At 69.4% G+C, this 26,133-nt stretch carries 27 protein-coding genes, 1 tRNA gene and 1 other RNA gene; 10 read left to right on the top strand and 19 right to left on the bottom strand.

Features of this window, described 5'->3' with window-relative positions; all coding sequences use genetic code 11:
• The first annotated feature begins 133 nt into the window (after positions 1-133).
• Positions 134-1,555 (top strand): NAD(P)/FAD-dependent oxidoreductase, encoded by a 1,422-nt coding sequence (locus ACFQU3_RS02375; protein WP_385905915.1) that lies wholly within the window; start codon positions 134-136, stop codon positions 1,553-1,555.
• Between the two features lie 390 nt (positions 1,556-1,945).
• On the opposite strand, the gene ACFQU3_RS02370 is transcribed toward ACFQU3_RS02375, so the two are convergent.
• On the bottom strand, positions 1,946-2,851 hold the full coding sequence (locus ACFQU3_RS02370; RefSeq protein WP_385905912.1) for a LysR substrate-binding domain-containing protein: 906 nt from the start codon (positions 2,849-2,851) through the stop codon (positions 1,946-1,948).
• Between the two features lie 109 nt (positions 2,852-2,960).
• Between ACFQU3_RS02370 and ACFQU3_RS02365 the strand changes: the two genes are divergently transcribed.
• From ACFQU3_RS02365 to ACFQU3_RS02355, 3 genes are read left to right on the top strand one after another with little or no spacing between them, the layout of a single operon-like run.
• Positions 2,961-4,151 (top strand): four-carbon acid sugar kinase family protein, encoded by a 1,191-nt coding sequence (locus tag ACFQU3_RS02365; RefSeq protein WP_385905909.1) that lies wholly within the window; start codon positions 2,961-2,963, stop codon positions 4,149-4,151.
• The gene (pdxA, locus tag ACFQU3_RS02360) at positions 4,148-5,137 is read left to right on the top strand and encodes a 4-hydroxythreonine-4-phosphate dehydrogenase PdxA (RefSeq protein ID WP_385905906.1); all 990 of its coding nucleotides are present in this window, start codon (positions 4,148-4,150) and stop codon (positions 5,135-5,137) included. The genes ACFQU3_RS02365 and pdxA overlap by 4 nt, the downstream gene beginning before the upstream one ends.
• Positions 5,138-5,178: 41 nt before the next feature.
• A complete protein-coding gene (locus ACFQU3_RS02355) occupies positions 5,179-5,838 on the top strand; it encodes a HisA/HisF-related TIM barrel protein (protein WP_385905903.1) in 660 nt (219 codons plus the stop codon).
• A 364-nt stretch (positions 5,839-6,202) separates the two neighbouring features.
• On the opposite strand, the gene ACFQU3_RS02350 is transcribed toward ACFQU3_RS02355, so the two are convergent.
• From ACFQU3_RS02350 to ACFQU3_RS02340, 3 genes are all read right to left on the bottom strand, one after another.
• Positions 6,203-6,937, bottom strand: coding sequence for an SDR family NAD(P)-dependent oxidoreductase (locus tag ACFQU3_RS02350; protein WP_385905900.1), 735 nt, complete (start codon positions 6,935-6,937; stop codon positions 6,203-6,205).
• A 54-nt stretch (positions 6,938-6,991) separates the two neighbouring features.
• Positions 6,992-8,104, bottom strand: coding sequence for an alanine racemase (locus ACFQU3_RS02345; protein WP_385905897.1), 1,113 nt, complete (start codon positions 8,102-8,104; stop codon positions 6,992-6,994).
• An 85-nt stretch (positions 8,105-8,189) separates the two neighbouring features.
• On the bottom strand, positions 8,190-8,666 hold the full coding sequence (locus tag ACFQU3_RS02340; protein WP_385905894.1) for a RidA family protein: 477 nt from the start codon (positions 8,664-8,666) through the stop codon (positions 8,190-8,192).
• 237 nt (positions 8,667-8,903) lie between these two features.
• Between ACFQU3_RS02340 and ACFQU3_RS02335 the strand changes: the two genes are divergently transcribed.
• Positions 8,904-9,401: an Lrp/AsnC family transcriptional regulator gene (locus ACFQU3_RS02335; protein WP_385905891.1), complete on the top strand. Its 498-nt coding sequence runs from the start codon at positions 8,904-8,906 to the stop codon at positions 9,399-9,401.
• Between the two features lie 113 nt (positions 9,402-9,514).
• Here the strand turns inward: ACFQU3_RS02335 and ACFQU3_RS02330 are convergent, their stop codons facing one another.
• The 3 genes from ACFQU3_RS02330 to ACFQU3_RS02320 form a co-directional block, all read right to left on the bottom strand.
• Entirely contained in the window at positions 9,515-10,927 is a 1,413-nt protein-coding gene (locus tag ACFQU3_RS02330) for an aldehyde dehydrogenase family protein (RefSeq protein ID WP_385906593.1), read from the bottom strand.
• Positions 10,928-10,934: 7 nt separating this feature from the next.
• Positions 10,935-12,023: a homoserine dehydrogenase gene (locus ACFQU3_RS02325; RefSeq protein ID WP_385905888.1), complete on the bottom strand. Its 1,089-nt coding sequence runs from the start codon at positions 12,021-12,023 to the stop codon at positions 10,935-10,937.
• 294 nt (positions 12,024-12,317) lie between these two features.
• Entirely contained in the window at positions 12,318-12,686 is a 369-nt protein-coding gene (locus tag ACFQU3_RS02320; RefSeq protein WP_385905886.1) for a hypothetical protein, read from the bottom strand.
• A 14-nt stretch (positions 12,687-12,700) separates the two neighbouring features.
• Here ACFQU3_RS02320 and ACFQU3_RS02315 point away from each other — a divergent pair, with 14 nt between their 5' ends.
• A complete protein-coding gene (locus ACFQU3_RS02315) occupies positions 12,701-13,057 on the top strand; it encodes a tyrosine-type recombinase/integrase (protein WP_385905883.1) in 357 nt (118 codons plus the stop codon).
• A 3-nt stretch (positions 13,058-13,060) separates the two neighbouring features.
• Here ACFQU3_RS02315 and rnpB read toward each other — a convergent pair.
• Positions 13,061-13,437: RNase P RNA component class A (gene rnpB / locus ACFQU3_RS02310), an RNA gene on the bottom strand.
• 49 nt (positions 13,438-13,486) lie between these two features.
• Positions 13,487-15,322, bottom strand: a complete 1,836-nt coding sequence (locus tag ACFQU3_RS02305; protein WP_385905880.1) for a GAF domain-containing SpoIIE family protein phosphatase — start codon at positions 15,320-15,322, stop codon at positions 13,487-13,489.
• A 59-nt stretch (positions 15,323-15,381) separates the two neighbouring features.
• On the opposite strand from ACFQU3_RS02305, the gene ACFQU3_RS02300 reads away from it, so the two are divergent.
• Positions 15,382-15,798, top strand: a complete 417-nt coding sequence (locus ACFQU3_RS02300; protein ID WP_385905877.1) for an ATP-binding protein — start codon at positions 15,382-15,384, stop codon at positions 15,796-15,798.
• Between the two features lie 15 nt (positions 15,799-15,813).
• On the opposite strand, the gene ACFQU3_RS02295 is transcribed toward ACFQU3_RS02300, so the two are convergent.
• Complete coding sequence (locus tag ACFQU3_RS02295) at positions 15,814-16,158, bottom strand: STAS domain-containing protein (protein WP_385905874.1); 345 nt, start codon at positions 16,156-16,158, stop codon at positions 15,814-15,816.
• Positions 16,159-16,367: 209 nt separating this feature from the next.
• Between ACFQU3_RS02295 and ACFQU3_RS02290 the strand changes: the two genes are divergently transcribed.
• On the top strand, positions 16,368-17,162 hold the full coding sequence (locus ACFQU3_RS02290) for a hypothetical protein (protein ID WP_385905871.1): 795 nt from the start codon (positions 16,368-16,370) through the stop codon (positions 17,160-17,162).
• On the opposite strand, the gene ACFQU3_RS02285 is transcribed toward ACFQU3_RS02290, so the two are convergent.
• On the bottom strand, positions 17,145-18,581 hold the full coding sequence (locus tag ACFQU3_RS02285) for an RNB domain-containing ribonuclease (protein WP_385905869.1): 1,437 nt from the start codon (positions 18,579-18,581) through the stop codon (positions 17,145-17,147). The genes ACFQU3_RS02290 and ACFQU3_RS02285 overlap by 18 nt on opposite strands.
• Before the next feature lie 114 nt (positions 18,582-18,695).
• Between ACFQU3_RS02285 and ACFQU3_RS02280 the strand changes: the two genes are divergently transcribed.
• Both ACFQU3_RS02280 and ACFQU3_RS02275 read left to right on the top strand, forming a co-directional pair.
• Positions 18,696-19,445 (top strand): YaaA family protein, encoded by a 750-nt coding sequence (locus ACFQU3_RS02280; protein ID WP_385905867.1) that lies wholly within the window; start codon positions 18,696-18,698, stop codon positions 19,443-19,445.
• Between the two features lies 1 nt (position 19,446).
• On the top strand, positions 19,447-20,541 hold the full coding sequence (locus ACFQU3_RS02275; RefSeq protein ID WP_385905864.1) for an SLC13 family permease: 1,095 nt from the start codon (positions 19,447-19,449) through the stop codon (positions 20,539-20,541).
• A 206-nt stretch (positions 20,542-20,747) separates the two neighbouring features.
• Here the strand turns inward: ACFQU3_RS02275 and ACFQU3_RS02270 are convergent, their stop codons facing one another.
• From ACFQU3_RS02270 to ACFQU3_RS02235, 8 genes are all read right to left on the bottom strand, one after another.
• Positions 20,748-21,932, bottom strand: coding sequence for an O-succinylhomoserine sulfhydrylase (locus ACFQU3_RS02270; protein WP_385905861.1), 1,185 nt, complete (start codon positions 21,930-21,932; stop codon positions 20,748-20,750).
• Complete coding sequence (locus ACFQU3_RS02265) at positions 21,929-22,342, bottom strand: rhodanese-like domain-containing protein (RefSeq protein ID WP_385905858.1); 414 nt, start codon at positions 22,340-22,342, stop codon at positions 21,929-21,931. Before ACFQU3_RS02265 ends, ACFQU3_RS02270 begins: the two co-directional genes overlap by 4 nt.
• 24 nt (positions 22,343-22,366) lie before the next feature.
• Positions 22,367-23,341 (bottom strand): reverse transcriptase-like protein, encoded by a 975-nt coding sequence (locus ACFQU3_RS02260; RefSeq protein WP_385905855.1) that lies wholly within the window; start codon positions 23,339-23,341, stop codon positions 22,367-22,369.
• Positions 23,338-24,147, bottom strand: a complete 810-nt coding sequence (locus ACFQU3_RS02255) for a zinc ribbon domain-containing protein (protein WP_385905852.1) — start codon at positions 24,145-24,147, stop codon at positions 23,338-23,340. Before ACFQU3_RS02255 ends, ACFQU3_RS02260 begins: the two co-directional genes overlap by 4 nt.
• Positions 24,075-24,977 (bottom strand): Nif3-like dinuclear metal center hexameric protein, encoded by a 903-nt coding sequence (locus tag ACFQU3_RS02250; RefSeq protein WP_385905850.1) that lies wholly within the window; start codon positions 24,975-24,977, stop codon positions 24,075-24,077. Before ACFQU3_RS02250 ends, ACFQU3_RS02255 begins: the two co-directional genes overlap by 73 nt.
• A gap of 1 nt (position 24,978) precedes the next feature.
• Positions 24,979-25,051: transfer RNA gene (locus ACFQU3_RS02245), tRNA-Val, on the bottom strand.
• A 34-nt stretch (positions 25,052-25,085) separates the two neighbouring features.
• The gene (locus ACFQU3_RS02240) at positions 25,086-25,613 is read right to left on the bottom strand and encodes a peroxiredoxin (RefSeq protein WP_385905847.1); all 528 of its coding nucleotides are present in this window, start codon (positions 25,611-25,613) and stop codon (positions 25,086-25,088) included.
• 86 nt (positions 25,614-25,699) lie between these two features.
• Positions 25,700-26,116, bottom strand: a complete 417-nt coding sequence (locus ACFQU3_RS02235) for a DUF3052 domain-containing protein (RefSeq protein ID WP_385905844.1) — start codon at positions 26,114-26,116, stop codon at positions 25,700-25,702.
• Positions 26,117-26,133 lie beyond the last annotated feature (17 nt).

Genomic DNA, 26,133 nt, shown 5'->3' with positions numbered 1-26,133 from the left:
CGACTCGCGACGGTGCCTCGATGACCCTCGCCCGGCCATTGGATCCCCGAGCCGGAACCATCTCGCGCGACCCATCCCCCAGCATCATTCACAGTTCGGAGAGACGACCGTCATGAAGTCAGCGTCATACCCAATGAACGGGCCAGATGGTGTGGCCGACCCTCCACCGGCATCCGATAACCCGTGGTCGCGCAGCCTGTGGCTCGAGGGGGTCGTCGAGGACCTGACACCGAGAGAGCAGCTTTCCGGCGACCACACGTGTGACGTGGCGATCGTCGGCGCCGGTTTCGCCGGGCTGTGGACGGCGTACTACCTCAAGGCGGCCGACCCGTCCCTGCGGGTCACCGTCGTCGAGGCCGAGATCGCCGGATTCGGCGCTGCAGGTCGCAACGGCGGCTTCGTGTCCGCTGGTATCGCCGGCAGCGGCGGACGCTACGCGCGACGTAGCGGTTGGGACAGCGTCCTTCGGGCCGAGCGCGAGGTCCAGCGCGGGGTCGACGAGATCGGCCGCGTCGTGTCGTCGGAGGGCATCGACTGTGGCTACAAGAAGTCGGGGGCGCTCACTGTGGCGACCACAGAGCCGCAGGTGCAGCGTCTCAATGCCCGGGTCGAGGCGAAGCACCGTTTCGGGCTCGGCTCCGAGGACATCCGGCTTCTCAACGCCGATGAGTGTGCTGAGCTCGTCCGCGGGGCTGAGGGCGTCCTCGCCGGAACCTTCACGCCGCACTGCGCCCGCGTCGACCCCGCTCGGCTCGCTCGCGGGCTGGCCGCGGCCTGCGAGCGCCTGGGCGTCAAGATCTATGAGCAGAGTCCGGCAGAGCTCTTGCGCCCCAAGGTGGTTCAGTGCAGGGGTGGACGAGTCCTAGCTGACGTCGTGGTTCGGGCCACGGAGTCCTACACGATCCGTGAGCGGGCCGAGCGACGCAGCTTCCTGCCGCTCTACTCCCTGATGATCGCCACCGAACCCCTCCCGCAGCAGACCTGGGACGAGCTCGGGTGGCAGGACGGCATGGGGATCGGGGACGTGAGGCACCTCTACTACTACTCACAGCGCACGGTCGACGGCAGGATCGCACTGGGCGGCCGAGGCGCGCCGTATCGGCTGATGAACCCCATCTCCACCGAGAACGAGCAGGATGCTCGCGTCTACGAGCGGCTGTGCGAGACTCTGCGCGAGGCGTTTCCGGCTGCGGCGCAGGCTCGGATCACTCATCACTGGGGCGGTTCCCTGGCGGTACCCCGGGACTGGTGCATGAGGACGACGTTCGACCGCACAACGGGGCTCGGCTTCGTCGGTGCGTTCGGCGGTCATGGCGTCACCGCCGCCAACATCTCGGGCCGCACGATGCGCGACCTGATCTTCGGCCAGACCACGGACCTGACATCTCTTCCATGGGTAGGACACCACACCCGAAACTGGGAACCTGAGCCGTTGCGGTTCATCGCCTCGAGGGTCATCACCAAGACGCTCGCGTCGTCTGACGCCTACGAAGAGCGCAGTGGGAGGCCGGCCAAGCGCGCATGGCTGGTCAAGCCGTTCCTGCCACCGAGCTGACCGATCCCAGCCGTCGCATGATCCGTCCTCTGATGAGTCTGCCCCGGCCACTCAAAGCGGCATCACCATGACAAGACCACCAAAGGAGAACCTCATGCTGCCGTCCTGCACGTCACCGAGGCCACGATCCTTGGGGAGCTCGAGCCCAACGGTCCCCGTCCCGGCGACGGCTCCGGAGACACGTCGAAACTGCCGTCCGACACCGACCCTGTCCTCAAGACAAGCGTGTGGGAGTGCCAACATCCTCAGCGCGGTACGGGCGGCACCGAAGTAGTCAGTTTCACGGCTGCCTCATGACAGCTGTCGGGTACGGGCAGGTCTGCCATCACGTGTACGTACCCGTCGCCCACCGTTGTTCGTTGGGACAGGAAGCCGCAAAGTGGTGGACCGTCACGCCGGCTGGGAATCGTCGTCGTCGAGCCGGCTCGTCTTGGCGCGCAGCCATGCCGCCAGCTGGCGAACGCGACCATCTTGCTCGGGTGGTCGACGGCTGAGCAGGAAGTAGCCGGTGCCGTCCCGGACGAATCCGAAGGGTGCGACGAGCTGCCCTCGCTCCAGGTCGTCGCGGACGACGGCATACGGGGCGATCGCGACCCCGACGCCCGCTGCGGCGGCCTGCAGGGTCAGGTAGAAATGCTCCAGGGTCTGCTGGGAGGCGGGCTCTACCTTCATGCCGGTGATACGTCCCCAGTCGTCCCACGCCTGCGGACGCGTGTGGGTGTGCAGAAGTGCTACCTGCGATACGCCGGCGGTCCCGGTCAGGCGGGCTGCGAGATCGGGCCGACAGACTGGTCCGATCCGCTCTGCGAACAAGCGCGTCCGGCTCGCCTTCTCGGGGAACGCGAAGTCGTCTCGGCGGATCGCGACGTCGACGTTGTCCCGGTCGAAGAAGACGGGGCCGCCGCCAGCGGACAGGTGGACGGCAACGTCCGGCACGTTCGCGGCCAGATCGAGGAGCCGGGGAATGAGCCATCGCATCAGGAGTGTCGGCTCACACGAGAGGGTGAGCGGTCCGGTTGGCGTGTGGTGCGTGATCTGCTGGGCTGCCGCGTCGATTTGATCGAGCGCGTCCCGCACAACGGCCGCCAGCTGGCGAGCCTGCGGGGTCGGGCGCAGGGCGCGTGTCTTCCGCTCGAACAGCGATAGTCCAAGCGACCGTTCCAGATTCTGGACCTGTCGGCTGACGGCGCCGTGCGTGACGTGCAGCTCCTGCGCCGCGGCGGTCATGCTCGCGTGCCGAACGGTCGCCTCGAAGGGCAGCAGAGCGTTCAGAGGTGGGAGGGCGGACCATCGCATGAGTGAACTTTACTCACGCATCACGTGAGAATGAATCGTTTGTCCTGCACTTTCATCTGCACGAGTATTGATCTCGTCACACAGACGGCCGTTTGACGGAAGGTGCGAGATGACGCTCAGCAAAGACGTGCATGGTCTCACCGTCCTGGCCGATGACCTCACCAGCGCAGGTGACGGTGCCGCACCCTTCCGCCAGGCAGGTCACGACGCCCGGATCCTGCTCACCGCCCCAGCATGCGCGCCGCGGCACACCACGGGCCTGAGCGCGGTCGACCTCGGGACCCGGGTGCTGGACCAAGAGGCTGCCGCGTCGCGAACCTGGCGGGCCGCCCGCCTGTTTGCTGGGTCGGAGCTGCTCTTCAAGACCATGGACTCCACGCTGCGCGGTCATGTCGCGGCCGAGGTCCGGGCCGCATGGGCGGGATCGCGCAGGCGGGCTGTCATCGTCGCTCCGGCCTTCCCCGCGGAGGGCAGAGTGACAGTCGAAGGAGTCCAGCACGTGTCGGGTGTACCGGTCCACCAGAGCGACTTTGCTCGCGACCCGGCCCATCCCGTGCAGTGCTCGAACCTGACCATGCTGTTTCCGGAGGCCGTTCTTCGGCAGCCAGAGGGGGCAGCCGATCTGCCGGGGCTGATCGAGAACGGTGACCTCATCGTCTACTCCGCGGCCGACGACGGCGACCTCGACCGCCTGGTGGCAGCGGTGCCACGGCTCGACGATGTGTTGTGGGTCGGCTCCCCAGGCCTGGCTGCCGCCCTGGCCCGAAGGTGTGCTCGCCCCGCGGGCAGTGCTGCATCACTGCCCACCCCGGCCCGACGTCCGCTGGTCGTCGTCGGTAGCACCAACCAGGCGACGCGACGGCAGCTGGCCAAGCTCCACGCCAGCGTGGACGTCCAGGGCGTCACCGTGGGCGTCGATCCGGACCCAGCCGTGGAGACCCTGCGAGGCCTGACGACCTCCATCCTCACCCTGCAGACACCCGACGAACGCCACACTCCAGAGACCGCCGAAGTCCTCGCCCGCTCTCAGGCAGCAGTCGTGCGGGCGCTGACCGAAGACCACACGGTCGACGCACTCGTCATCACTGGCGGCGAGACGGCCACGACCGTGCTCCAGCCCCTTGGGACCACCGGGATCGACCTGCTCGACGAACCTGAACCCGGCGTCGTGCGCGGATCTCTGATAGGCCCTCTCCCCCTTTGCGTACTGATCAAGGCAGGCGGCTTCGGCGACGACGCCATGCTCCTGCGCCTGTGCGACCTCATCCGACACCCCGTCAACCAAGGAGAGCACGCATGACCCCGATCGCCATCACCATGGGCGACCCCTGCGGAATTGGTCCCGAGATCACCCTCAAGGCCTGCGCCGACTCCCGGCGTACGGTGCCCGTCGTCGTCATCGGCGACCTGGACGTGCTTGCCCGCGCCAACGGGATCGCCGACACCCATCTGACTCTCCGTCCCATCGCGTCGGTCGACCAGGCGACGTTCGCGCCCGGGACGGTGGATGTCCTTGCGCAGAACGGCCTTCCGGCCGGCCTGCCTTGGGGCGCACTCGACGCGCGAGCCGGTGCGGCGTCTTTCCAGTACGTCCGCCGCGGCATCCAGCTTGCGATGGCCCACGAGATTCGGGCTCTGGTGACCGCGCCGATCAACAAGGAAGCACTACGCCTGTCCGGCGTCCCCTACCCTGGCCACACCGAGATCCTCGCCGACCTGTCCCGCACCACGGACTACGCGATGATGATGGCCACGGACGAACTGCGGATCGTCCTGGTCACCGTGCACCAGTCACTCCGCAGCGCCATCGTCGCGATAACCACAGACCGCGTGCTCGAGACCATCCGCCTCACCCACCGCACACTCCAGCACAGCGGCCTCCCCGCCCCTCGCATCGCCGTCGCCGGCCTCAACCCCCACGCAGGGGAGAACGGCCTGTTCGGGCGCGAGGACCTGGACATCATCACCCCCGCGATCCAGACCGCCCAGGGCGAAGGCATCGAGGCCAGCGGACCCTGGCCCGCCGACACCGTCTTCATGCGAGCCCGCGCCGGAGCCTTCGATGTCGTGGTCGCCCAATACCACGACCAGGGCCTCATCCCCATCAAGTACCTGGGGATCGAACACGGCGTCAACATCACCATCGGCCTGCCCTTCGTCCGCACCAGCGTCGACCACGGCACCGCCTTCGACATCGCCGGTAGCGGCACGGCCGACCACACCAGCCTGCTCGCGGCCCTGACCCAAGCCGACCGCCTGTCGTCAGGGGCACCGGACCGCTCCTGACCCACCGACTCCCGTCAGCCCCCTCGAGAAACCAAAGGACCATGGACTTCATCTTCATGCTCACCCGCGACGACCGCACCGTCACCGACTGCCTTGAGGTGCTCGACACCATCGAGGACCTCGGCATCACACACATCGGGTTCAAAGACATCGGAGTCGACCCCGACACCCTCGCCCAGCTCCACACCCGCATCAAGGACATGGGCGCCACCACCTATCTCGAAGTCGTCAGCACCCACCGGGACCAGGCCCTTGCTTCAGTCCGGACCGCCATCGAACTCGGCGTCGACTGGCTGATGGGCGGCACCTGGCTCGAGGAGACCCTCGACCTCCTGCACGGCACATCCATCGGCTACCTACCCTTCGCCGGAGAACCCCTCGGCCACCCCACCCGACTCGCCGGCGACCCGGACCGCATCGCCGATGACTGCCGACGAGCGGAGGCCGCCGGTTGTGCCGGCGTCGACCTCCTCGCGTACCGCGCCACCGATGCCGACCCTCTCGACCTGGTCCGCGCCGCCCGCGCGGCCACCACCGGCCGCCTGGTCGTCGCCGGCTCCATCACCGGCACCGAGCAGATACAGGCGCTCGCAGCAGCCGGGGCCGACGCCTTCACCATCGGATCCGCCGCTTTCGACGGTTCCCTTCAGCCCCACGCGGGGACCCTCAGAGCCCAGCTGGCCCCCGTCGTGGGTCTGTAGCGAGAGTCGTCCCCTGGAGTACCCATAAGGATGATGGGGTGACCGCCCTGCGTGCAGGACGGTCACCGCTTCGCCGTCGGAGATGAAGCGGCATCCGGCGGCGCGCCAGGACCATCCGAACATCAGCCAGTTGCTGGCCTTGTGGAATGTCTGGACCTTATTGGTTATCGACTGGATCGGCTCCGGCAGCTCCCGCTCCCACAAGAACCTGACGAGCATGATCGTCCTCATAACCGGCGGAGCTGGCGACAACGCCTCGTCATGCGGTTGCGCTGGGACTCGTTGCCCAGCCGCAAAAGCGCAACCGAGGACAGCCGACCGTACCAATTGCACCCAGTGCGGGTCGCCACACTGGGCGGGATGCCTAGAAGGCGGTGTACCCGCCGTCGACGGGCAGGACCGCTCCGGTGATGTACGACGACTCCGAGGATGCGAGGAAGAGGATGGCGTCGGCCACCTCCTCAGGGGTGGCGAGTCGCTGGAGTGGCATCTGGGACGCGCGCTCGCGGCGGTACGCCTCAGGGTCAGGCCGGCGCTGAATCGCTGCTTCGATGACCGGCGTGGAGGTCAGGCCGGGCGCGACGACGTTGACCCGGATGTTGCGTGGCGCCCACTCGATCGCCGCGCCCTTGGCGAGCATGATCAGGCCACCCTTGGCCGCGGAGTACAGCACTTGCCCAGCCATGCCTACCATCCCGAGCCGCGAGCTCACGCACACGAATGATCCCCCGGCCGCAGGCATCAGCGGTGCGAAGTGCTTCATCACCAGGAACGCGCTGAGCAGGTTGCTCTCGAGCACGTTACGCGCGTCCTCGTGGGCCATCTCGGTCAGCGGGCTGCTGGCCTGCAGGCCATGGTTCAGGACGACCACGTCGACCGAACCGAAGGACTCCGTGGCCTGCGCCGCGAGACCAGCGACGAACGCCTCGTCGTTGAGGTCCCCTGGGACGTACACGTCATCGGGCTGGGCACTGTGCATCTGCTCGCGGCGACCGGTCAGCAGCAGCCGCGCGCCTTCACGACGGAAGTGGGAGCTCACCGCCTCGCCGATGCCGCTGCTGGCGCCGGTGACCAGCACGGTCATCTTCTCGAGTCTCATGTCAGCTTCTCCTCGTTGGAATGGGAATGGTGCTGTGCGTGTGGTGCGGACAGTTCAGCTGAGGAGTCCACGGGCGGCGACCGGCCAGCGCTCCACCGACGTGCCGGAGCGGTCGGTGACGATCAGCTCCTCGAAGCTGTTCACGACCGGGCACACGTGGTTGGGCGCCACAGGTATCACGCTGCCGACGCGGGGGCGCGATTCGCCGCCGGGGAGGGCGAGGAACCCGTGGTACTCGTTGAGCTTCGCCAAGACCGCGTTGTGTCCGGCGATGCCGCCGTAGCCCTTCTCCGGGCTGCCCTCGCGGCCCAGGGCCTTGGTGCCGACGTCGAGGATCACTTGGTCGGGGACCCAGTCGCTAACCACGGTGGCGGCGACGAACAGCGCGATCTGGTCCTCGTCGCACGCGCCGATCCGGGTGTTGTCCAGGTCGCAGAAGACGTACTCGCCGGGACGGATCTCCGTGATCACGCTGCCGGTCGCAAACGCCACCGTGGGCGTGGAACCCGCGCTGACCACCTCGGCGGTCACTCCGACGTCGGCGAGGCTGCGCACTGCGGTGGTCAGGGCGCCTTCCTGGTCTTGGGCCGCCGGCTCGCGGGAGTCCGGACCGAAGCAGCCATGCCCCGGGTAGGTGTAGACCCCGGCCGGAACCAGTCCGCGCTTGCGGGCTGCGGTGGCGAGGCCACCGGCTGCCTCGGGCGGCGCACCCGACCGGCGGGCGCCGCAGTCGACCTCCACCACCACCTGGAGTCGGTCGGGTTCGTCTCCCATCGCGTCGGCGAGCGCGTCGATCGCCGCGATGTTGTCGACACCCACCCGGAGTCGGGCGGTCTTGGCGAGCCGTCGGATTCGCTTGCCCTTGGTTCCCGATGGCCAGACCGGGTAGGCGAGGAAGATGTCGTCGAACCCTGCCGCGGCGAAGACTTCCGCCTCACCGACGTTGCCGGCGGTGACGCCTACCGCCCCCGCCTCGACCTGCAGCCGACCTATCTCGACACACTTGTGCGTTTTGACGTGAGGTCGCAGGCCGAGGCCGTGCTCGACGGCGAAGGCTTGCATCCGATCTATGTTTCGCTGCATGACATCCCGGACCACGATCGGTGCCGGGGTGTCCACCCGGTCGACCAGGCCGTTGAGTGCTCGTTGAAGCTGGTGCACGTTCACTCCTTGAACTTGGAAGTGGTGTGGTTGAGCGGCGCGGACGACTTCCTGGCCCACGAAAGCAGTCGGGCGCCGCTGGTGGGTAGCCCTAACCCGCGGTGCACACCATCTGGATCTCGACCGGGCTGTTCAGCGGCAAGCTGGCGACACCGATGGCAGTGCGAGCGTGCCGCCCGTTCTCGCCCAGCACCTCGACGAGCAGCTCACTGGCTGCGTCGGCGACATCTGCCTGCTGACCGAACTCGGGCGTACTTGCCACGAAGACCAACATCTGCACGATGCGAACCCGGTCCAGGCCGCCCACCGCATCTGCGGCAACAGCGAGCGCGTTGAGGGCGGCGTGGCGCGCGAGCCCTCGAGCTGCCTCCATCTCGACATCCATGCCGACGGTTCCCTGCCCCAACAGCCAACCGTCCTGGTAAGGCAGTTGGCCCGCGATGTAGATGCTGGCGTCGAGCGTCCGGTGGTTCACGTACTTCGAGCTCTCGCGCACTTCGGGCAGGCTCAGGCCCATAGCACGGAGCCGCTCCGCGGCGGAACGGCCCCTGGTGTGAATCTCAGTCATCTGTTGCTGGTCTCCTAGTCATCTGCGATGTCCAACGCGACGACGCTAGGGGCCCAGCCAAAATTTCGTCCAGAACACAGCACCAATTCCAAGCAATCATGTGCAACAGCGGTGCTCTGTGATCTGTTTGAACAGACATTGCGACCGAATGGGTCTGATCGTCCAACTGCCGTTTAGCCTCCGTTGACGGCTGCTACGTGGTCGCGGCAGGAGTGCACGACTCGATACGAGGTGGACGTGGTGCAGCGAAAGAGCAATGGATCGGCGGATGCGATCGACGGCATAGACCTGGCATTGCTGCATGCGCTCAGGGAAGACGCGCGCGCACCGATCGGCGCGTTGAGCAAAGCCGCCGGCGCCTCACGGGCGACGGTCTATGCTCGCCTCGCCCGGCTGCGGGACGAGGGAGTCATCAACTCGCTCACGGTCACCGTCGACCCGAAGCGCGTCGGGCACACGGTCACCGCGGTGATCCTGCTCCGGTCCACCACGGACGTCTGGAAGCAGTGGTCATCCATCGCGCCGCTGATCGAGGAGATGCCCGAGGTCGAGTACGCAGCAGACATCGCCGGAGAGTTCGACCTCCTGCTGCTCGTGCGGCTGCGGGACGTCGAACACCTGCAGCGCTTCATCACCGATGACCTGCGACCGCGCATTCCCGGCATCGCCGGCGTGCGCACCTTCCTGGTGCTCAACCAGATTCCCGAACGCTCGCTCGTCCTGCCGCCGAAGTGAGCACCAGCAAACATGGCTGTGTCAATCCGGCACAGACGGCCTGCGGGCTTTGGGGACGTTCACCGAAGGCGACAGGTGACGTATGGCCTGACGTCTGGACGGTCTGAACACAGTCATGAGGCGCTGCCGAGCCGGTTGATGCACAGGACCTTCGGCTGCGTCATCTCCTCGAAGGCGAAGCGCACGCCCTCTCGCCCCATGCTGCCGTACTTGAACCCGCCGAACGGCATGGCGTCGAACCGGTAGTCGGACGAGTCATTGATCATCACGCCACCTGCTTCCAGCAATCGTGCCGCGGTCAACGCGCGGTCCAGACTCGAGGTGAATATGCCAGCGTGGAGGCTGTAGTCGATGGCGTTGGCCTGCTCGATGGCGTCCTCGAAGGACTCGACTGGCTGCAGCACGACAACGGGGGCGAACGCCTCCTCCTGCCAGATCGAACTCGTGGCCGGGACGCCTTCCAGGACGGCGGGCGTGTACACCGAGCGGTCGAGGTCGTTGCCGCACAGCAGTGTGGCGCCCTGACCGACCGCAGCGTCGACCTTCGCCTGCGTAGCCAGCGCGGCCTCCGGGGTGATCATGGGGCCGACGTCGGTGATGTCGTCCAGCGGGTCGCCGACGTGCAGCAGTTTGGTGCGATTGACGAAGCCGTCGCGGAACCGCGCGTAGACCTCGCGGGCGATGAGGATCCGCTGCGTGCCGATGCAGTTCTGACCCGCGGCCCAGAACGCACCGGAGACACAGGAGCTGACTGCCTCGTCGAGATCGGCGTCCTCCATGACGATGACCGGGGCGTTGCCTCCGAGGTCCATGGCCAGCTTCTTCAGCCCGGCGCTGCGAGAGATCGCCTCGCCGGTGGCGAAGCCGCCGGTGAAGGACACCATCCGCACGTCCGGGGCGGCCACGATGGCGGCAGCGATCTCGGCATCGCCGTTGACGACGGTCACGACCTCCTCGGGCAGGCCGGCCTCGACGAGCGCGTCGACCAAGCGCATGGCGGACAGCGGCGTCAACGCGGACGGTTTGAGGATGACCGCGTTGCCGCCTGCGATCGCCGGTCCCAACTTGTGGGCGACGAGGTTCAGGGGGTCGTTGAACGGGGTGATGGCGGCGATGATGCCCAGCGGTTCGCGAGTGAACCATCCCTGCCGCTGCTCGGAGCCGGCATACGAGTCGAACGGGATGACCTCGCCGGCGTTTCTCCGGACCTCCGCCGCGGATAGGGAGAGGGTGTTGACCGCGCGGGAGACTTCTTTTCGGGCCTGGGTGATGGTCTTGCCGGCCTCGCTGACGATCAGCCGCGCGAAGGACTCGGCGCCCCGCTCGACCAGGTGGGAAGCGCGTTCCAAGATGGACGCCCTGGCAGCGCGGGAGAGCGAAGCCGCCGCGCGGCGACCGCATCTGGCCTGCTGCAGGATGCTCCCGATTGCGGTGACGTCGACAACAGGCACCGAGGCGATGATCTCGCCCGTGAAGGGGTTGCGCACGGGCGCCGTGTCGGTGCCGAGTTCAACGGCCGGGCGCATGATGGTGTCAGACACAGTTGGGCTCCTGGCGAACGAAGCGTGCGGGGGTGGTGGTGTCTGCGGCGCCGCGCTGGTGGATGGCGATGATGTCCGAGAGGAGCGCATACGCGGTCTCGATGCGGCCGGCGCCGGGCCCGGACACCGTGATCGTGCCAAGCAGGTCGGTGTGCAAGGACACCGCGTTCAACGGTCCGGAGATCCCGGCGAGCGGGTGGTGTGCCGGCACCGCGACGGGGGCGACACGGGCCTCAACGCTGCCGTCCTCCTGCCGGGTGGCGGAGCCGACCAGCTTCCAGTGCAGTCCCTTCGACGCGGCGTCCCTGACCTCCTGCGGAGTGATCGCGGAGATGCCCTCGCAGGGGACGTCCTCGCGGCGCAGCCTGGCGCCCAGCACCTCGTTGGCCAGGATGATGACCTTGAGCTGGACGTCGTGGCCCTCGATGTCGGCGGTGGGATCGGATTCGGCGTATCCCAGTGCCTGAGCCTCCGCGATGGCCCTCGGCAGATCGACGCCGTCTTCGAGCCGGCCGAGGATGTAGTTCGACGTGCCGTTCATGATGCCCTGAACGCCGGTGATCGTCAGTCCGCCGAGCAGGCGCTGAGCGGTGCGCAGGACAGGGGTGCCGCTGAGCACGGAGCCCTCGAACTCGAAGCTGACGCCGTGGTCGACGGCCAGTGCCTTGAGTGCCCGGCCGGCGAGCGCGACCGGCCCCTTGTTGGTGGTGCAGACGTGCTTGCCCGACTCGAGGGCCCAGCGCACATGGGACAGGGCGGGCTCACCGTCCGTGGGGTTCGTGTACGTCGCCTCGACCACGATGTCCGCTGGCACGTGGCGGATCACCCACTCATTGCGCGGATCGGCACTTCCGCCGGCAAGGCCCGCGAAGCTCAACGCACCGGGCTCGGTCGAGAGGAGCGGTACGAGGTCGATGCCGTCGATGTCGACCAAGGAACCGGCTCGCAGGTCCGTGATCGCCACGACACGCAAAGTGAACCCGAGCTCAACAGCTAGGTCGTCGCCGCGCTGAACGATGAGCTCGGCAAGCGCGCGGTTGACGCCGCCGAATCCGATGAGGGAGAGGTCGTATCGGTCCATGTATTCACTCCTAGGCAGGCGCTCCACCCTTCACGGTGGCTCTAGCTGAGATCCTGACTCTCCCGCCAGTCACTTGCCCCATGTCAGAACGCCCACAGAGCCTGGCGATTTGCACTTCCAGGTGACGATGTGTCGCCCCGGGTCAACGCTGACGGCGACCGCGAGGTCCTCGTGATCCACTTCGCGACAATGGAATCGGCATGGCGCCAGTGAGGAGCCAACCCAGCAGCGGCGCACTGTGGCGACCATCGGCAAGCGAGTCTCGCTCGACGAACACTCGGCGGTCGCCGTAGTTCAGTGCCTTGCGCGGCGCGGGAGCTGGTCGCGTAGGTCACCGACCGGCGTATCGTCTCGAACGCGTGCACGGGCACGAAGCTGCCCAAGGTCACCAAGCCCAGGGTGCACCCGATCACCGAAGGCCAGCTTGGCGCCATCGTCCAGAAAATGCCCCGCCGACATGAGGCACTCGTCATCCTGGCCGCCGGCACCGGCCTGCGGCAGGGCGAGATCTTCGGCCTCACCGTCGACCGCCACGACCTGGATCGCCGAACCGTCCTCGTCAACCGACAGCTCATCAACGTCAACGGCCGCGAACCCTTCTACGGGCCGCCCAAGTCGCAGGCGAGCGTCCGCCTCATGCCGCTCCCGAGCGTCGTTGCACACGCGGGCACCTGCGGGTGTACCCCTCGACCACTCTCGTCTTCACGAACAACCTCGGCGCCCCGCTCCGCCGATCCACCTTCTGGACGGAGTGGAACCGGGCCCTGAAAGGGGCCGGCGTCCCCGCTATCCGGTGCCACGAGCTGCGTCACTACTACGCCTCCCTGCTCATCCGCCACGGCGAGTCGGTCAAGACTGTTCAGGCCCGCCTGGGCCACGCCAGCGCTGGCGAGACTCTCGACGCCTACAGCCGCCTCTGGCCCGACAACGACGAGCGAACCAGGGCCGCCGTCGACGGAGTCCTCCGAAATTTTGCGGACTATTTGCGGACCAACGGGGGTGACGAATCACATCACCGCAGGTCCAAGGGCTGAGAGTGGATGAGTCGGCCGATACGCCGGGTTCTGTTCCGCGTCCTCGTTGCCGGGGACGCGGCGACGGCCATCCATCTAGGCCGACCATTGCTGGCCGGCTCGAGCGTCCTACCCGCGCACTCGACCGGGCCGGTCTCGAACGTGCGCTGTCTGGACTTGCTCCGGGTGGGGTTTACCGAGCCGCCCCAGTCACCTGGAGCGCTGGTGGTCTCTTACACCACCGTTTCACCCTTACCGGCTGCCGAAGCGGCCGGCGGTCTGTTCTCTGTGGCACTGTCCCGCGGGTCACCCCGGGTGGCTGTTGGCCACCACCCTGCCCTGTGGAGCCCGGACGTTCCTCGGCAGGGCCGAGGCCCTGACGCGACCGTCTGGCCGACTCATCCGCACACCAGCATAGGGCGTATGCCGTGTGCTCCAACGCGCGAGGGCTCAGCCCGACCCGCCGGCCGGGCGCTCCGGCCACTCGCCGCGCAGGAACGCGACGACGGCGACGTCGTCGTGGCGGTCGGGGTCGGTCACGGCCTCGAGGAGCTCGCCGAGCACCTCATCGAGGTCGGCGTCGGGATCGACGTTCGTCAGAAGGTCCTCGGCGGCAACCTGCAGCCGCTTGAGGCCGATGTCGATGCTCTCCCCCCGCCGCTCGACCAGCCCGTCGGTGTAGAGCAGCAGGAGATCACCCTCGCAGAACGGCATACGGGCAGTGGGACGCTCCACGAGGCCGAGGCCGTGCACGGGCGAGCCGTGCTCGGTGACGTAGCGGCTGTGCCCGTTCTGGAGCAGCAGGGGCGGTGGGTGGCCGGCTACGGTCATCGACAGCAGGTCACGGGCCGAGTCGAAGAGGACGTAGGCGGCGGAGGCCATCTGGGTGGGCGGATCGGCCGCCATGAACCGGTCCATGGAGCGGGCGAGTGCACCGGGCTCCGGGTCCTGCGTCGCCAGCACCCGGGCGGCCGATCGCATGCGCGAGCCGGCGACGGCTGCATCGACACCCCGTCCCATGACGTCGCCGACCACGGCGACGACGCGGTCGTCGTCGAGAACGGTGACGTCGTAGTAGTCGCCACCGACCTCCGTGCGACCGGCCTGGCGGTAGACGGTGGCCAACCGCCAGCCGGGCGCCTCCGGCATGTCCTGCGGGAGCAGCGTCGCCTGGAGCACCGAGGCGACCCGCCGGGTCTGCGAGTAGAGGTCGGCGTTGTCGATGGCAAGCCCGGCCCGTCGCGCGAGGTCCTCGGCGAAGGCGACGTCGTCAGTGCTGTAGCGCCGGCCCGACTCGGCGGCGACGAAGGTCAGCACGCCGAGGACGCGGTCGTTCGCGAGGAGCGGCACCGACATCGCGCTCTGCAGGCCGAGCTCGCGCGCGACACGCAGGTGTTCCTCGTCGCGCGCGGCCGCGACGAGCATCTCGTCGGTGACGACCTCGATGAGCAGGCTCTGACCGGTGCGGGCGACCTGGGCCGCACCGCCGGGACGGTCCGGATCCGGTGGCCACCGGGTCTCGAGGTCCTTGGCGAGCTGCACCTTCTTGGGGTCGACGTGCGCGACGGCGAGGGTGCGCAGCACTCCGTCGTCCACCATCTGCACGGAACACCAGTCGGCATGCGTGGGCACGGCGAGCGACGCGACCTGGCGCAGCGTCTGGCGGTAGTCGAGCGACGCCGCGAGTGCCTGGGAGGCATCCGCGAGGAACTCCAGCTGGGCCGCCCGTGCGGCGCTCTGCTCCTCGGCGCGCAGGCGCAGCATCGTCTGGGCACACATGTCGCTCAGCACCCGGAGGACCGAGAGCTCCTCCGCGTCGGGTGGCCCGACGCGCCCGTCGAACCGGAAACCCACCGCGCCGACCGCGTCGCCGGTGACGGGCGAGATGAGCGGCAGCGTGACGGACGAGCGCTCGGCGCCGTCGTCCTCGAGCTCCGGGTAGCGCTCGAGCATCTCCGCGCGGCTCGTCAGGACCAGGGTCCTGCCGGAACGGACAGCGTCGGTCAGTGGTGTCGCCAGGTCGAGGTCGAAGGTCGCCCATTGCTGTACCTGGCTGGCGCTCAGTCCGTGGGTCGCGATGGTGCGCAGGCGCTGCGTGCCGTCGCGCACCGCCAGCACCGCGCGCGATGCCCCCATCACCTCCGAGGCCCGCTCGGTGATGACCTCCGTCAGGTCGTCCATCGTGGTCGCCCAAGCGAGGTGTCCGGCGATACGTGCCAGGGCCGCGAGCCGCGGCGTGGACTGCGACGGCATGCGCGTGCCATCGTCCCGCTCGGTCGCGTCCATGGGCCCATCCTGACAGTCGGACACGCCGCACGTCCCACAGATGGGTCAGAAGTGGCACCATGGCAAAGGTGGGCACGTCCACGATCGACGGCGAGAGCGAGCTGGGCCGAGTCGAGTTCGGCCCGGACGACCTGCGCGCCGTGCGCGACGTGGTCCGCACCATCGCCGCCGACCGCATCCCGGAGCGGGCCGCCGATGCCATCCTCGCGGTGCACGAGCTCGCGGTGAACAGCATCGTCCACGGCGGTGGCCACGGCGTCCTGCACATCGACGAGACCGCCGACGCGCTCGTGTTCACGGTCGAGGACGCCGACGGCACCGGCACGGTGCCGGAGGTGCTCCGCGCCGAGGACCACGCGACGAGCGGTCGCGGCCTGTGGATCGCCCAGCGCCTGAGCGACCGCCTGACCATCGACGCCCACCCCACGCGTACGCGCGTGCGGCTGCACCTCACCCTGGCGCGGACGGCGACCTGAGCCAGGCGGCGTGACCTATGTGCGACGGACCGAGGGCCCGCCCGCGGTCTCCTCGTCGTCCGTGACGACATCGATGACCTGGTCGAGGTTCATCAACCTGATGAGCCGCAGGGTCACGCCCGAGCTGACGAGCTGCAGGTGGGCGTCTGCCGCCTGCACGCGGTGGTAGAGCCCGATGATGGCGCCGAGCCCGGACGAGTCGAGGAACGTGACGTCCCGCAGGTCGACGACGACCTGAGCCCCGCGGGCCAGCTCGAGCCCGTCGAACGCGCGCCGGACGTCGGGCACGGTGTACGTGTCGATCTCGCCCTGCAACCGGGCAACTGTCCTGCCCTCCCCGATCGAGACCGAGACGTCCACGAAGGTTCCTCTCGACGATCCTGCGCTCTGCACACCGTAGAACGATCGGGCCCGATTCGTCACGAGTTTCGCCCGGCCGGGCGGCGTCGACGCCTGCCGTCCCCGACGCCCGCCTCGTGACCCTCGTCACGTCGGACCCGGAGTGTCAACGAACCGAGCGGCTCGTTCGTCGTGCAAGGGAGATGACGATCGCGACCGACCTCAGGAACATGACCCGACAGAGCACTGACGACCTGCCCGACACCAGACCCCTCACCCCGATGGACGCCGGCACCGGCCCGCCGGCCGAGTCCGAGCCCGACCGGGACGCACGTCCCAGAGCGAAGCTGCTCGATCTCTCCCTCACCCAGCTGCTCGGAGGCTCGATGGCTGCTGCCACCGCGGCCGCGCTCGGGTCGCGGCTCGGCGTCGTCGGCACGATCGCCGGGGCCGCGGTGCTGAGCATCGTGTCGGCCATCGCGGCGAGTCTCTACACCAACTCGATGGCGCGAGCCAAGGACGCCGTCGTGCTCGTGCGCTCGCGCAGCGGTGGGGTCGCGGTCGTCGACCAGGGATGGTGGAAGCGGCCCGACCGAGCGACGACCCGGCGGGTGCTCGCCACGACTGCTGCAGTGTTCCTGATCGCGGCGGCGTTCCTCGCGGGCCTCCAGCTCGCGACGGGCGCCCAGGTGACGGGCACCGACCTCGGTGGTCGCGCCCCGGGCCAGGTCGTCGACGACGCCCGTGCCGGCACCGGCGGGACCCGCGAGAGCGGCTCGACCGCCTCGGACGCCGAACCGCCCGTCACGTCCACCGAGACGTCCACCGCCCCGACGCCCACGACGGCCGGCACCCCTGCGCCGGGCGCGACCACACCGGCCACCGGTACGGACCCGACGACCGACACGCCAGGCGCCGAGGCGACCACTGCGCCGGAGGCCACGCCGGGCGCCGACAGCGTCACCACACCGGCCGGCGGGACATCAGCGACGACGGAGGCGGGCGGCTCAGGCGAGCGACAGTGAGATCGTCCCTGTCGTGACGTCGGCCGCGTCGACGCGAAGGGTCACCGTCTCCCCCGCCTTCGCCGAGCCGCTCGCCTTCGCGACGACTGCCAGCTCGAGGAGCTGGACCACCACGCCCTTCTGGTTCTCGTCGACGACGACGCCTTCGAGCGTGCGGCCAAGGTAGGGATGCAGCTCGGCGGCCTCGACGGCGTCGGTGCAGGACCGCTCCACCCCGTTGGTGCGGCGGTCGGAGGCGGTCATCGTCTCGGGCAGGGTCGGGAGCGCCTCTCGCACCCAGGCGGGCACCTCACGACCGGCCGAGAGCGCCTCGCACACGACGAGCCCGAACCGGTCGACGAGGCGTCTCAAGGGCGCGGTCACGTGGGCGTAGGGGTTGGCCACGGCCGAGTGCTTCGGCTGCGCGGGAAGGGCCCCGTCGAACGGCGTGTAGCCGGCGCCGCGGAACAGCGTCGTCGCCTCGTGGATGAGGGCGAGATGCCGGGGATTGGTGTGGTCGAGGGCGCGCAGCAGCTCGCCGTAGGACAGGTCGTCCGGCCAGTCCACGCCGGCGGCCGCAGCCCGTCGACGGAAGCGCTCGAGGTCGCGAGGGTCGGGTGGCGGCATGGTGCGCAGGATGCCGACCTTGCCCTTGAGCATGAGGTCTGCGGCGCCCATCCCGGTGAGCAGGGAGATCTGCGCGTTCCAGTCCTCCGACGCGAGCAGGGGCCGGAACGAGATGCGGAAGTGGCCGTTCTCGTCCTCCTCGACCTCCTGCTCGGGCATGGGCAGCGTCGCACCCCCTCGCATCCGCTCGAGCAGCACCCGCTTCTCACCCACCTCCTTGAGCAGGACGAGGCACTCCTCGGCGGTACCGGCATCGACGTCCTTCTGAACCTGCTCGTAGTCGTATCGGCGGACGCTGCGGACCATGCCGCGGTAGACCTCGACGGCCGTGCCTTCACCGTCTGCGGCGAGCGTCATGTCCCAGACGAAGGCGGGGCGCACCTGCCCGGGCAGCAGGCTGGCGGCTCCCTCGCTCAGCTCGCTCGGGTGAAGCTGGACGCGCGCGTCGGGGCAGTACACGGTCTGGCCGCGACGGCGCGCCTCCGCGTCGACCGCCCCCCCAGCACGGACGAAGGCCGGCACGTCGGCGATGGCGTAGCGCACGCGGTAGCCGTCGCCCCGGCGCTCGATGCACATGGCCTGGTCGAGGTCCATCGCGGTGGGTGGGTCGACGGTGATGAAAGGGACCGCCGTCTCGTCGCGGTCGGGCAGCTCGGCGGTCTGCGCGGAGCCGCGGGCCTCGGCGACCACGTCCGGTGGGAACACCTCCCGCACCTCGAACTCTCGGCGGATCGCCTGGAAGCGCGCCGCGAGCTGCTGTGCCACGTCGCCGGGCCGCGTTGCCGGGCGGAAGACGATGTGTCGCTGGGGCATGGCGCCACCCTACGCATCGAGCGCAACGTCATGACGGTGAGCGGCCGGGCGCCCTGCCGCGCGTCGTGTGAGAGGGATGCGACTTTGATGTCCGATTTGCCTAGGCTGGCGCCCGTGCTCATCCTGCTCCCGCCGTCCGAGGGCAAGAACCGGCCCCGGCGGGGACGGTCGCTCGATCTCGGCACGCTCTCGTTCCCCGAGCTGACGCCACTTCGCGAGGCGCTCGTCAGGACGGTGGCCAGGGTCAGCGACGAGCCGCATGCCGCCCGCACCCTCGAGGTCAACCCGAACCTCGTCGACGACATCGCGGGCAACGCCCGTCTCGCCAGCGCCCCGACCGCGGCCGCGTCGGGCATCTACACCGGGGTGTTGTACCAGGCACTCGACCTCGAGTCGCTCGACCCGGCGTCGAAGAGGCGAGCGAACCGCTGGATCGTCGTCGTCTCGGCCCTGTTCGGTGCGCTGCGCCTCGGCGACCGGGTCCCGCCATACCGCGTCAACATCTGCAGCACGCTCCCCGACGTCGGCCACCTGACGCACGAGTGGCGCCGGGCCCTGCCGGAGGCGCTGGACGCCGCGGTGAAGCCGCGTGAGCTCGTCGTCGACTGCCGGTCGAGCACGTATGCCGCCGTGTGGCGTCCGCAGGGCGAGCGCGCCGAGCGGTGGGTACAGGTCACGGTGCCCGGGGCCTCGCACATGGCAAAGCACACCCGTGGGCTCGTGACCCGCCACCTCGTGCAGGCCGAGGCGCCTCGCACTCCCCAGGGCCTCGCCGAGCGGCTGTCGGAGCGCTTCGAGGTCGAGCTGTCTCCCCCGCCGCGCGCGGGCCGGCCCTGGCAGCTGGCCACGAGGCCGAGGCCCTGACGTGCTCTTCGACCTCGCCCAGCTCGTCGAGCGCGTCGCGCCGATCATCGTCTTCCTCGTCGCGATCACACTCGTGGCCGAGGTCTCCGACCTGGCGGGACTCTTCGACGTGGCGGCGCACTATGCGGCGCGGGTGGCGCGGGGCCGGGTCATCGTGCTGTGGCTGCTCATCGTGCTGCTGGCCGTGGCGAGCACCGTCCTGCTGAGCCTCGACACGACCGCGGTGCTGCTGACACCGGTGGCCATCACCGTGGCTCGCCAGGTCGGCGCGCCCGCCCTGCCCTTCGCGATGACGACCCTGTGGCTGGCCAACACCGCGTCGCTCCTGCTGCCGGTGTCGAACCTGACGAACCTCCTTGCACTGCATCCCTTCTCGGGTCTGGCGGTCGGCTCACTCGGCTACATCCGGCTCATGGCGGTTCCCGCCCTCGTCGCGGTCGTCGCGACCGTCGCCGGCCTGTGGCTGCTCCACCACCGACAGCTCGACGGCAGGTTCCAGACGCCGCCGCTCGCTGAGCCCCACGACAGGGTGCTGATGCAGGTCGCCGGCGGCGTGTGCGCGCTCCTGGCACCGGCCTTCGTCATCGGCATGCAGCCGGCACTGGCGGCAGCGCCGGCCGCCGGCATCCTCGTCGCAGCGACCTACTGGCGGGCACCCGAGCTGCTTCGTCGCATCCGGATGCCCTGGCTGACGGTCATGGGCATCTGCGTGCTGTTTCTCGTGATCGACGCGGCACTGCGCCTGGGGCTGGAGACGTGGCTGCGCACCATCATGGGGCACGGCACCGAGGTCGCCGACCTGCTCCGGGTCAGCGGCATCGGCGCGCTGTCCGCCAACGGCATCAACAACCTGCCCGCCTATCTCGCGCTCGAGCCCACGGTCGCCGACTCACCGGCCCGGCTCGCGGCCCTGCTGATCGGCGTCAACACGGGTCCGGTCGTCACGATGTGGGGCTCGGTCGCGACGCTCCTCTGGGCGCAGCGCTGTCGCTCGGCTGGCCTCGGCGTCGACGTCGGGCACATCGCGCGCACCGGCGTGCTGTGCGCACTCACCGTCGTGACCGCGGCGACCCTGGCCCTCGTCATCACGACCTGACGCCGGGGCCGGGTGAAAGTGCCCACTCGACCACCCCACCCACACGTCGAGTGGGCACTTTCACCCGCACACGTCGAGTGGGCACCTCCACCGCTCCACAAGTCGAGTGGGCACTTTCACCCGGACACGTCGAGTGGTCACGTCACCCACCCCACACGTCGAGTGGGCACTTTTCACCCATGACGCGGCAGGCGGGAGACGTGCCGTCAGCCGAGAGCGCGACGCAGGTCGTCGACGAGGTCGCGGACGTCCTCAAGGCCGATCGACACCCGGAGCACGCCGTCGGTGATGCCCACGGCGGCTCGGGCTTCGGGAGCGAGACGGCGGTGCGTCGTCGTGGCCGGGTGCGTGATGAGCGACTTCGAGTCCCCGAGGTTGTTCGAGATGTCGATGACCTGCAGGGCGTTCATCACCGCGAAGGCGTCGTCCTTGCCACCGTCGAGCTCGAAGGTGACCACCGTGCCGCCGGCGAGCATCTGGCGCTTGGCGAGGTCGTGCTGTGGGTGGGACTCGAGGAAGGGGTGCACGACGCGCGTGACGCGTGGGTGCGACTCGAGGAACCGGGCGACCTCGAGGGCGCTGTCGGCCATCCGCTCGACGCGCAGCGACATCGTCTCGAGACCCTTGACGAGGACCCACGCGTTGAAGGGCGACATCGAGGGGCCGGTGTGCCGCATGAGGTTCTGCACCGGACCGTCGATGAACTCCTTCGGTCCGAGGATCGCGCCGCCGAGCGTGCGACCCTGACCGTCCATGTGCTTCGTCGCGGAGTAGACGGTGATGTCGGCGCCGAAGTCGAGGGGCTTGCTGAACACCGGCGTGCCGAAGACGTTGTCGACGACGACCTTCGCGCCGGCAGCGTGGGCCAGCTCGGTCACGGCCGCGATGTCGACGAGCTCCTGCATCGGGTTGCTCGGCGTCTCGAAGAACACCGCGGTCGTCGGCTCGGACAGGGCCTCGCGCCACTGGTCGAGGTCCGCGCCGTCGACGAACACCGTCTCGACGCCCCACCGCGGCAGGATCTCGTCGAGGATGACGAAGCACGACCCGAAGAGCGCCCGCGACGAGACGACCCGGTCACCCTTGCCGAGCAGGGCGGCGAGCGCGACGAAGACGGCTGCCATGCCGGACCCCGTGGCGAAGCACGCCTCAGCACCCTCGATCCGCCGCAGCCGCTCCTCGAACATCGTGACGGTCGGGTTGCCGTAGCGGGAGTAGACGAACCTGTCGGTGTCGCCCTTGAAGGCGGCCTCGGCGTCTTCGGCGGTGTCGTAGACGAAGCCGGAGGTCAGGTAGAGCGCCTCGGCCGTCTCCTCGAATCCACTGCGGGACAGGCCTCCCCGCACCGCGAGGGTGTCGGGGCGCCAACCCTGCGTCACGTCGTCGCTCATCCCTGCACCCACGGCAGACCCGCGACCTTCCAGCCCGACAGCGTGCGGTGTCGGTCGACGTCGTGCGGCCCCTCGAACCCCTCGGTGACGTTGTAGGAGCGGTTCCACCCCTCGCGGGTCGCGGCCTCGGCGGCAGAGATGGAGCGAACACCGGAACGGCAGATGAAGTACACAGCTGCGTCCTTGGCGACGCCGGCCGCCTCGAGGTCGGCGGTGAATCGCTCGTTGACGCTGCCCTCCGGGAAGGTCTGCCACTCGACGAGGACGACCTCCTTGCCGATCTCACCGAGGTCGGGCAGGCCGACGTAGGCCCACTCCGCCCTCGTGCGCACATCGACGAGCACCGCACCGGGCTCGGCGCGCAGGGCCGTCCAGGCCTGCTCGGGGGTCACGTCACCGGCATAGCTCATGCATCGAATATCGCACAGCGTCCGTCAGGCGAGATGGTCGGTCCGATTGGTGAAAGCGACCGACGCCGACCCGTCCTCCCAGACCTCGACGGCGGTCAGGCTGCCCGGTGCTGTCGCGACCGCCCAGAAGCGTTCCACGGGTGTGCCGAGCACGTCGGTCAAGACCGAGAGAACGCCTCGACGGCTCGTCACGGCGACGACGGTGCCCCCCGAGGAGACGAGCCCGCGGTATGCCGTGCGCACCGTCTCGTCGGCTCCCTCGCCGGGCGCCTCGCCGAGCCAGTCGCGGCTCGTCCTGGCCTCGCTCTCGAGCGCGGCCGCAAGGGCGGAGGCGACGCGCGTCCCCGGTCCGTCCGTGGGACCGACGACCGTCGTGCCCGGGCCGACGAGTCGCCGGACCGCGGCCACGATGCGCGGCACTGCGGCGTCGTCGAGCGGTGCCTGCACGAGGAGGAGGCGCAGCGGTCGTGATGCGGTCGCCACGTTCGAGGGAGCGGACGCAGCCGGAGCGGTCTCGGGCGTTGCGGCTGTGTCCTCGACGAGGACGCGGTGCACGGACGTGCCGTCCATCGCGTCGTTGCTGAGGGCGTCGGCGGCCTTGTTCTTCTCGCGCGGGATCCACTCGAAGTCGACCGATCCCCCGGCCGCGGAGATCGCGGCGCACAGGTCACGAGCCTCGAGCGCCAGGCGGCGCATGTCTTCGTGCTTGACCTTCCAGCGCCCCGACATCTGCTCGACGACGAGCTTGGAGTCCATCTTGACGCTCACCGTCGCCCCGGGGTCGATGTCGAGGACGGCACGAAGCCCGGCGATGAGGCCTGAGTACTCCGCCACGTTGTTGCTGGCCGTGCCGAGGGGCTCGGCGAGCTCGACGAGGACACGTCCGGACGTCGGGTCCCGGACCACGGCGCCGTAGCCGGCGATCCCCGGGTTGCCACGTGACCCGCCGTCTGCCTCGACGACGAGCCGGCGGCCCGTCCCTCGAGACAGGCGGCTCACAGACCGGACTCGCCCGTGCGGATCATGATGCGTCGGCACTCCTCGCACCGAACGACCTCGTCCTGTGCCGCGTGGCGGATGCGGTCGAGGTCGACGTTGTTGAGCTCGAGGCGGCAGCCGCCGCAGCGGCGTTGGCGGATCTCGGCCGCCGCCATGCCGCTGCTGCTGGCCCGGATCTTCTCGTAGAGCGCGACGAGGTCCTCGCCGACACCGGCGACGATGTCGGCCCGACCGGAACCGACCTTCACGGCCTCGGCCTCGAGCTTCGCGAGCGCGGCGTCGCGCTCGGCCTCGAGGGTCTCGAGGCGCTGCACCAGCTCCGCTCGCCGGGTCTCGAGCTCGGTGACGCGGGCGCCCAGCGACTCCGCGCGCTCCATGACCTCGATCTCGATGTCCTCGAGCTCGGCCTGCCGACGGGCCAGCGACGTCAGCTCGTGCTGGAGGGCCTGCAGATCCTTCGCCGTGCCCTGCCCGGCGTCGAGCCGCGACTGGTTGCGCGCCGCGCGGTCGCGGACCAGTTGGACGTCCTGGTCGGACTTCGTCAGCTCGCGCTGGACGTCGCCCGCCGCGGTGCGCGCGTTGACGATCTCCGTCTCGAGCGCCCCGAGCTCACGCCGGACCGCCTCGACCGCGGGCGTCTGGGGCAGCGTGGCCCGCGCATGCGCGATCTGGTCGAGGCGCGTGTCGATGGCCTGCAGGTCGAGCAGGCGCCACTGGCGGGACGGGTCGGCTTTCAGGACACACCTCCGGTTTCGGGTGCCACGCGGTCGGCCCGCGCGGCGTTCGCACCGACGACGAACGTCCACGGCTCGGTGCGGATTGCTGAGACTCTGGCCTCGACCCTAGTCGCTCCCGGGTCGTGTTCCAGCGCCGCGAGCAGTCGCTCGCGACCGCTCGCGAGCCACAGCGACTCGGTGGCCCAGTGCCCGGCGTCGATGAGGAAAGGTGGGCCCCCCCGAGACTCCTCGCGAGCCTCGAGCACCGGGTGGTGTCGGAGGTCTGCCGTGACGTAGACGTCGGCCCCGCTCGCCCGCACGTCGTCGAACCGGTCATCTCCCGAGCCGCCCATGACGGCGATCGTGCGCACCTGCGCGTCCGCGTCGCCACTGACGCGGATGCCGCCCGCCGTCGCCGGCAAGGCCGCCGCGACGACGTCTGCGAACTCGGCCAGCCGCATCGGCGAGGGGAGCTCACCGACCCGGCCGACGGCATACGCACCCTCGGTGGACAGCGGTCGCTGGGTCGCCAGGCCGAGCGCGTCCGCGAGGACGGTCGAGACCCCGGGATCGGCCACGTCGGCGTTCGTGTGGCCCACCCAGAGGGCGATGCCGGATCGCACGAGCGCCGTCACCGACGCGCCCTTGGCGCCCGTGGTGGCGACGGAGTGCACGCCGCGCAGCAGCAGCGGGTGGTGCGTCACGAGCAGGTCGGCGCCCCACGTCCGTGCCTCGTCGATGACGGCGAGCGTCGGGTCGAGCGCGAAGAGGATGCGGCGTACGGGCTGGTCGAGGTCGCCGGCCACGAGCCCGACCCGGTCCCAGTCGGCCGCGCTCTCGAGGGGGTAGAGCGACTCGAGCGCCGCGACGACGTCGCGCAGGGGCAGCTCGGCAGAGACGTCGGGGGCGGGATCGTCCACGTGGGCCCGGCCGGGCTCGAACCGACGACACCCGCGGTGTAAACGCGGTGCTCTACCAACTGAGCTACAGGCCCCTCACGCGCCGGCCGGTGTCACCGGCGGCGGCGGTCAGCCTACGGCATCGCGCTGGCTCGCGCGGAGCGTCGCGAGCGCCTCCCGGTATGCCGTGAAGTCGCGACCGTGCCCGATGCCGCGGACCTCCGCCCAGACGATGCGGCCGTCCGGGTCGAGCAGGAACGTGCCCCGCAGCGGGAAGCCGTCCTCGTCGTTGAGGACGCCGTAGCGCCGGGCGACCTCACCGTGCGGCCAGAAGTCCGACAGGAGCGGGAAGAAGTGGCCTTCCGCGTCGGCCCACACCCGCAGCGTGTACATCGAGTCGCACGAGATGGCGAACACCTGGATGTCGTCGTCCTGGAAGTCCTCGAGGCTGTCACGGATCTCGCGCAGCTCACCGCGGCAGATGCCTGAGAAGGCGGCCGGGTAGAAGACGACGACGGCGTTCTTGAGGTCGCGCACCGAGCTCAGGCTGATGTCGACGCCGTACTGGTCGACGAGGGTGAAGTCAGGTGCCAGCTCGCCGACCCCCACCGGCGTGGACGCCTGGGCCGACTGCTCGGCCTGGTGCGCGTTCGTCATGACGGCCAGTGTGTCACCCGCCGGCAGGCCCGCTGGCATGGCCTCGACGCCGGGCCGCGCCCCCGTCGGCAGCTGATGTGGGTCGCTCAGCGGCGCGGCCCCTTGGGCGGCATGAGGCGGGTCGCCGCCCACTCCCGCGCGACGTTGACCTGGCCGCCCGTGACCAGACCGGCGGTCGACGCGGCCTCTTCGACGTCGCTCGCCTCGACGTGGCCGGGCCGGCCGGCCTTCGGCGTGATCAGGACGATGAAGCCCTTGTCGAAGAGCTTGGTCAGGCCGTCGACCAGCAGGTCGACGAGGTCGTCGTCACCGTCGCGGTACCACAGCACCACCCCGTCGGCGCCGTCGTTGAAGTCCTCGTCCTCGAGCTCGGATCCGATGACGTCCTCGAGCTCGAACCGCAGGTCGTCATCGACGTCGTCGTCATAGCCGAACTCCTGGATGATCTGCCCCTGGGCAAATCCGAGCTTGCTGAAGGACGCCGCTCCCGCGGTCTCGCTCACTGTCACCGGTCCTCTCG

Origin of the sequence: Terrabacter sp. GCM10028922 (genome assembly GCF_042666095.1) — a bacterium.
GTDB lineage: Bacteria > Actinomycetota > Actinomycetes > Actinomycetales > Dermatophilaceae > Terrabacter.
Note: the sequence above shows the minus strand (reverse complement) of the source record. Positions and strands in the feature narration are given on the sequence as shown.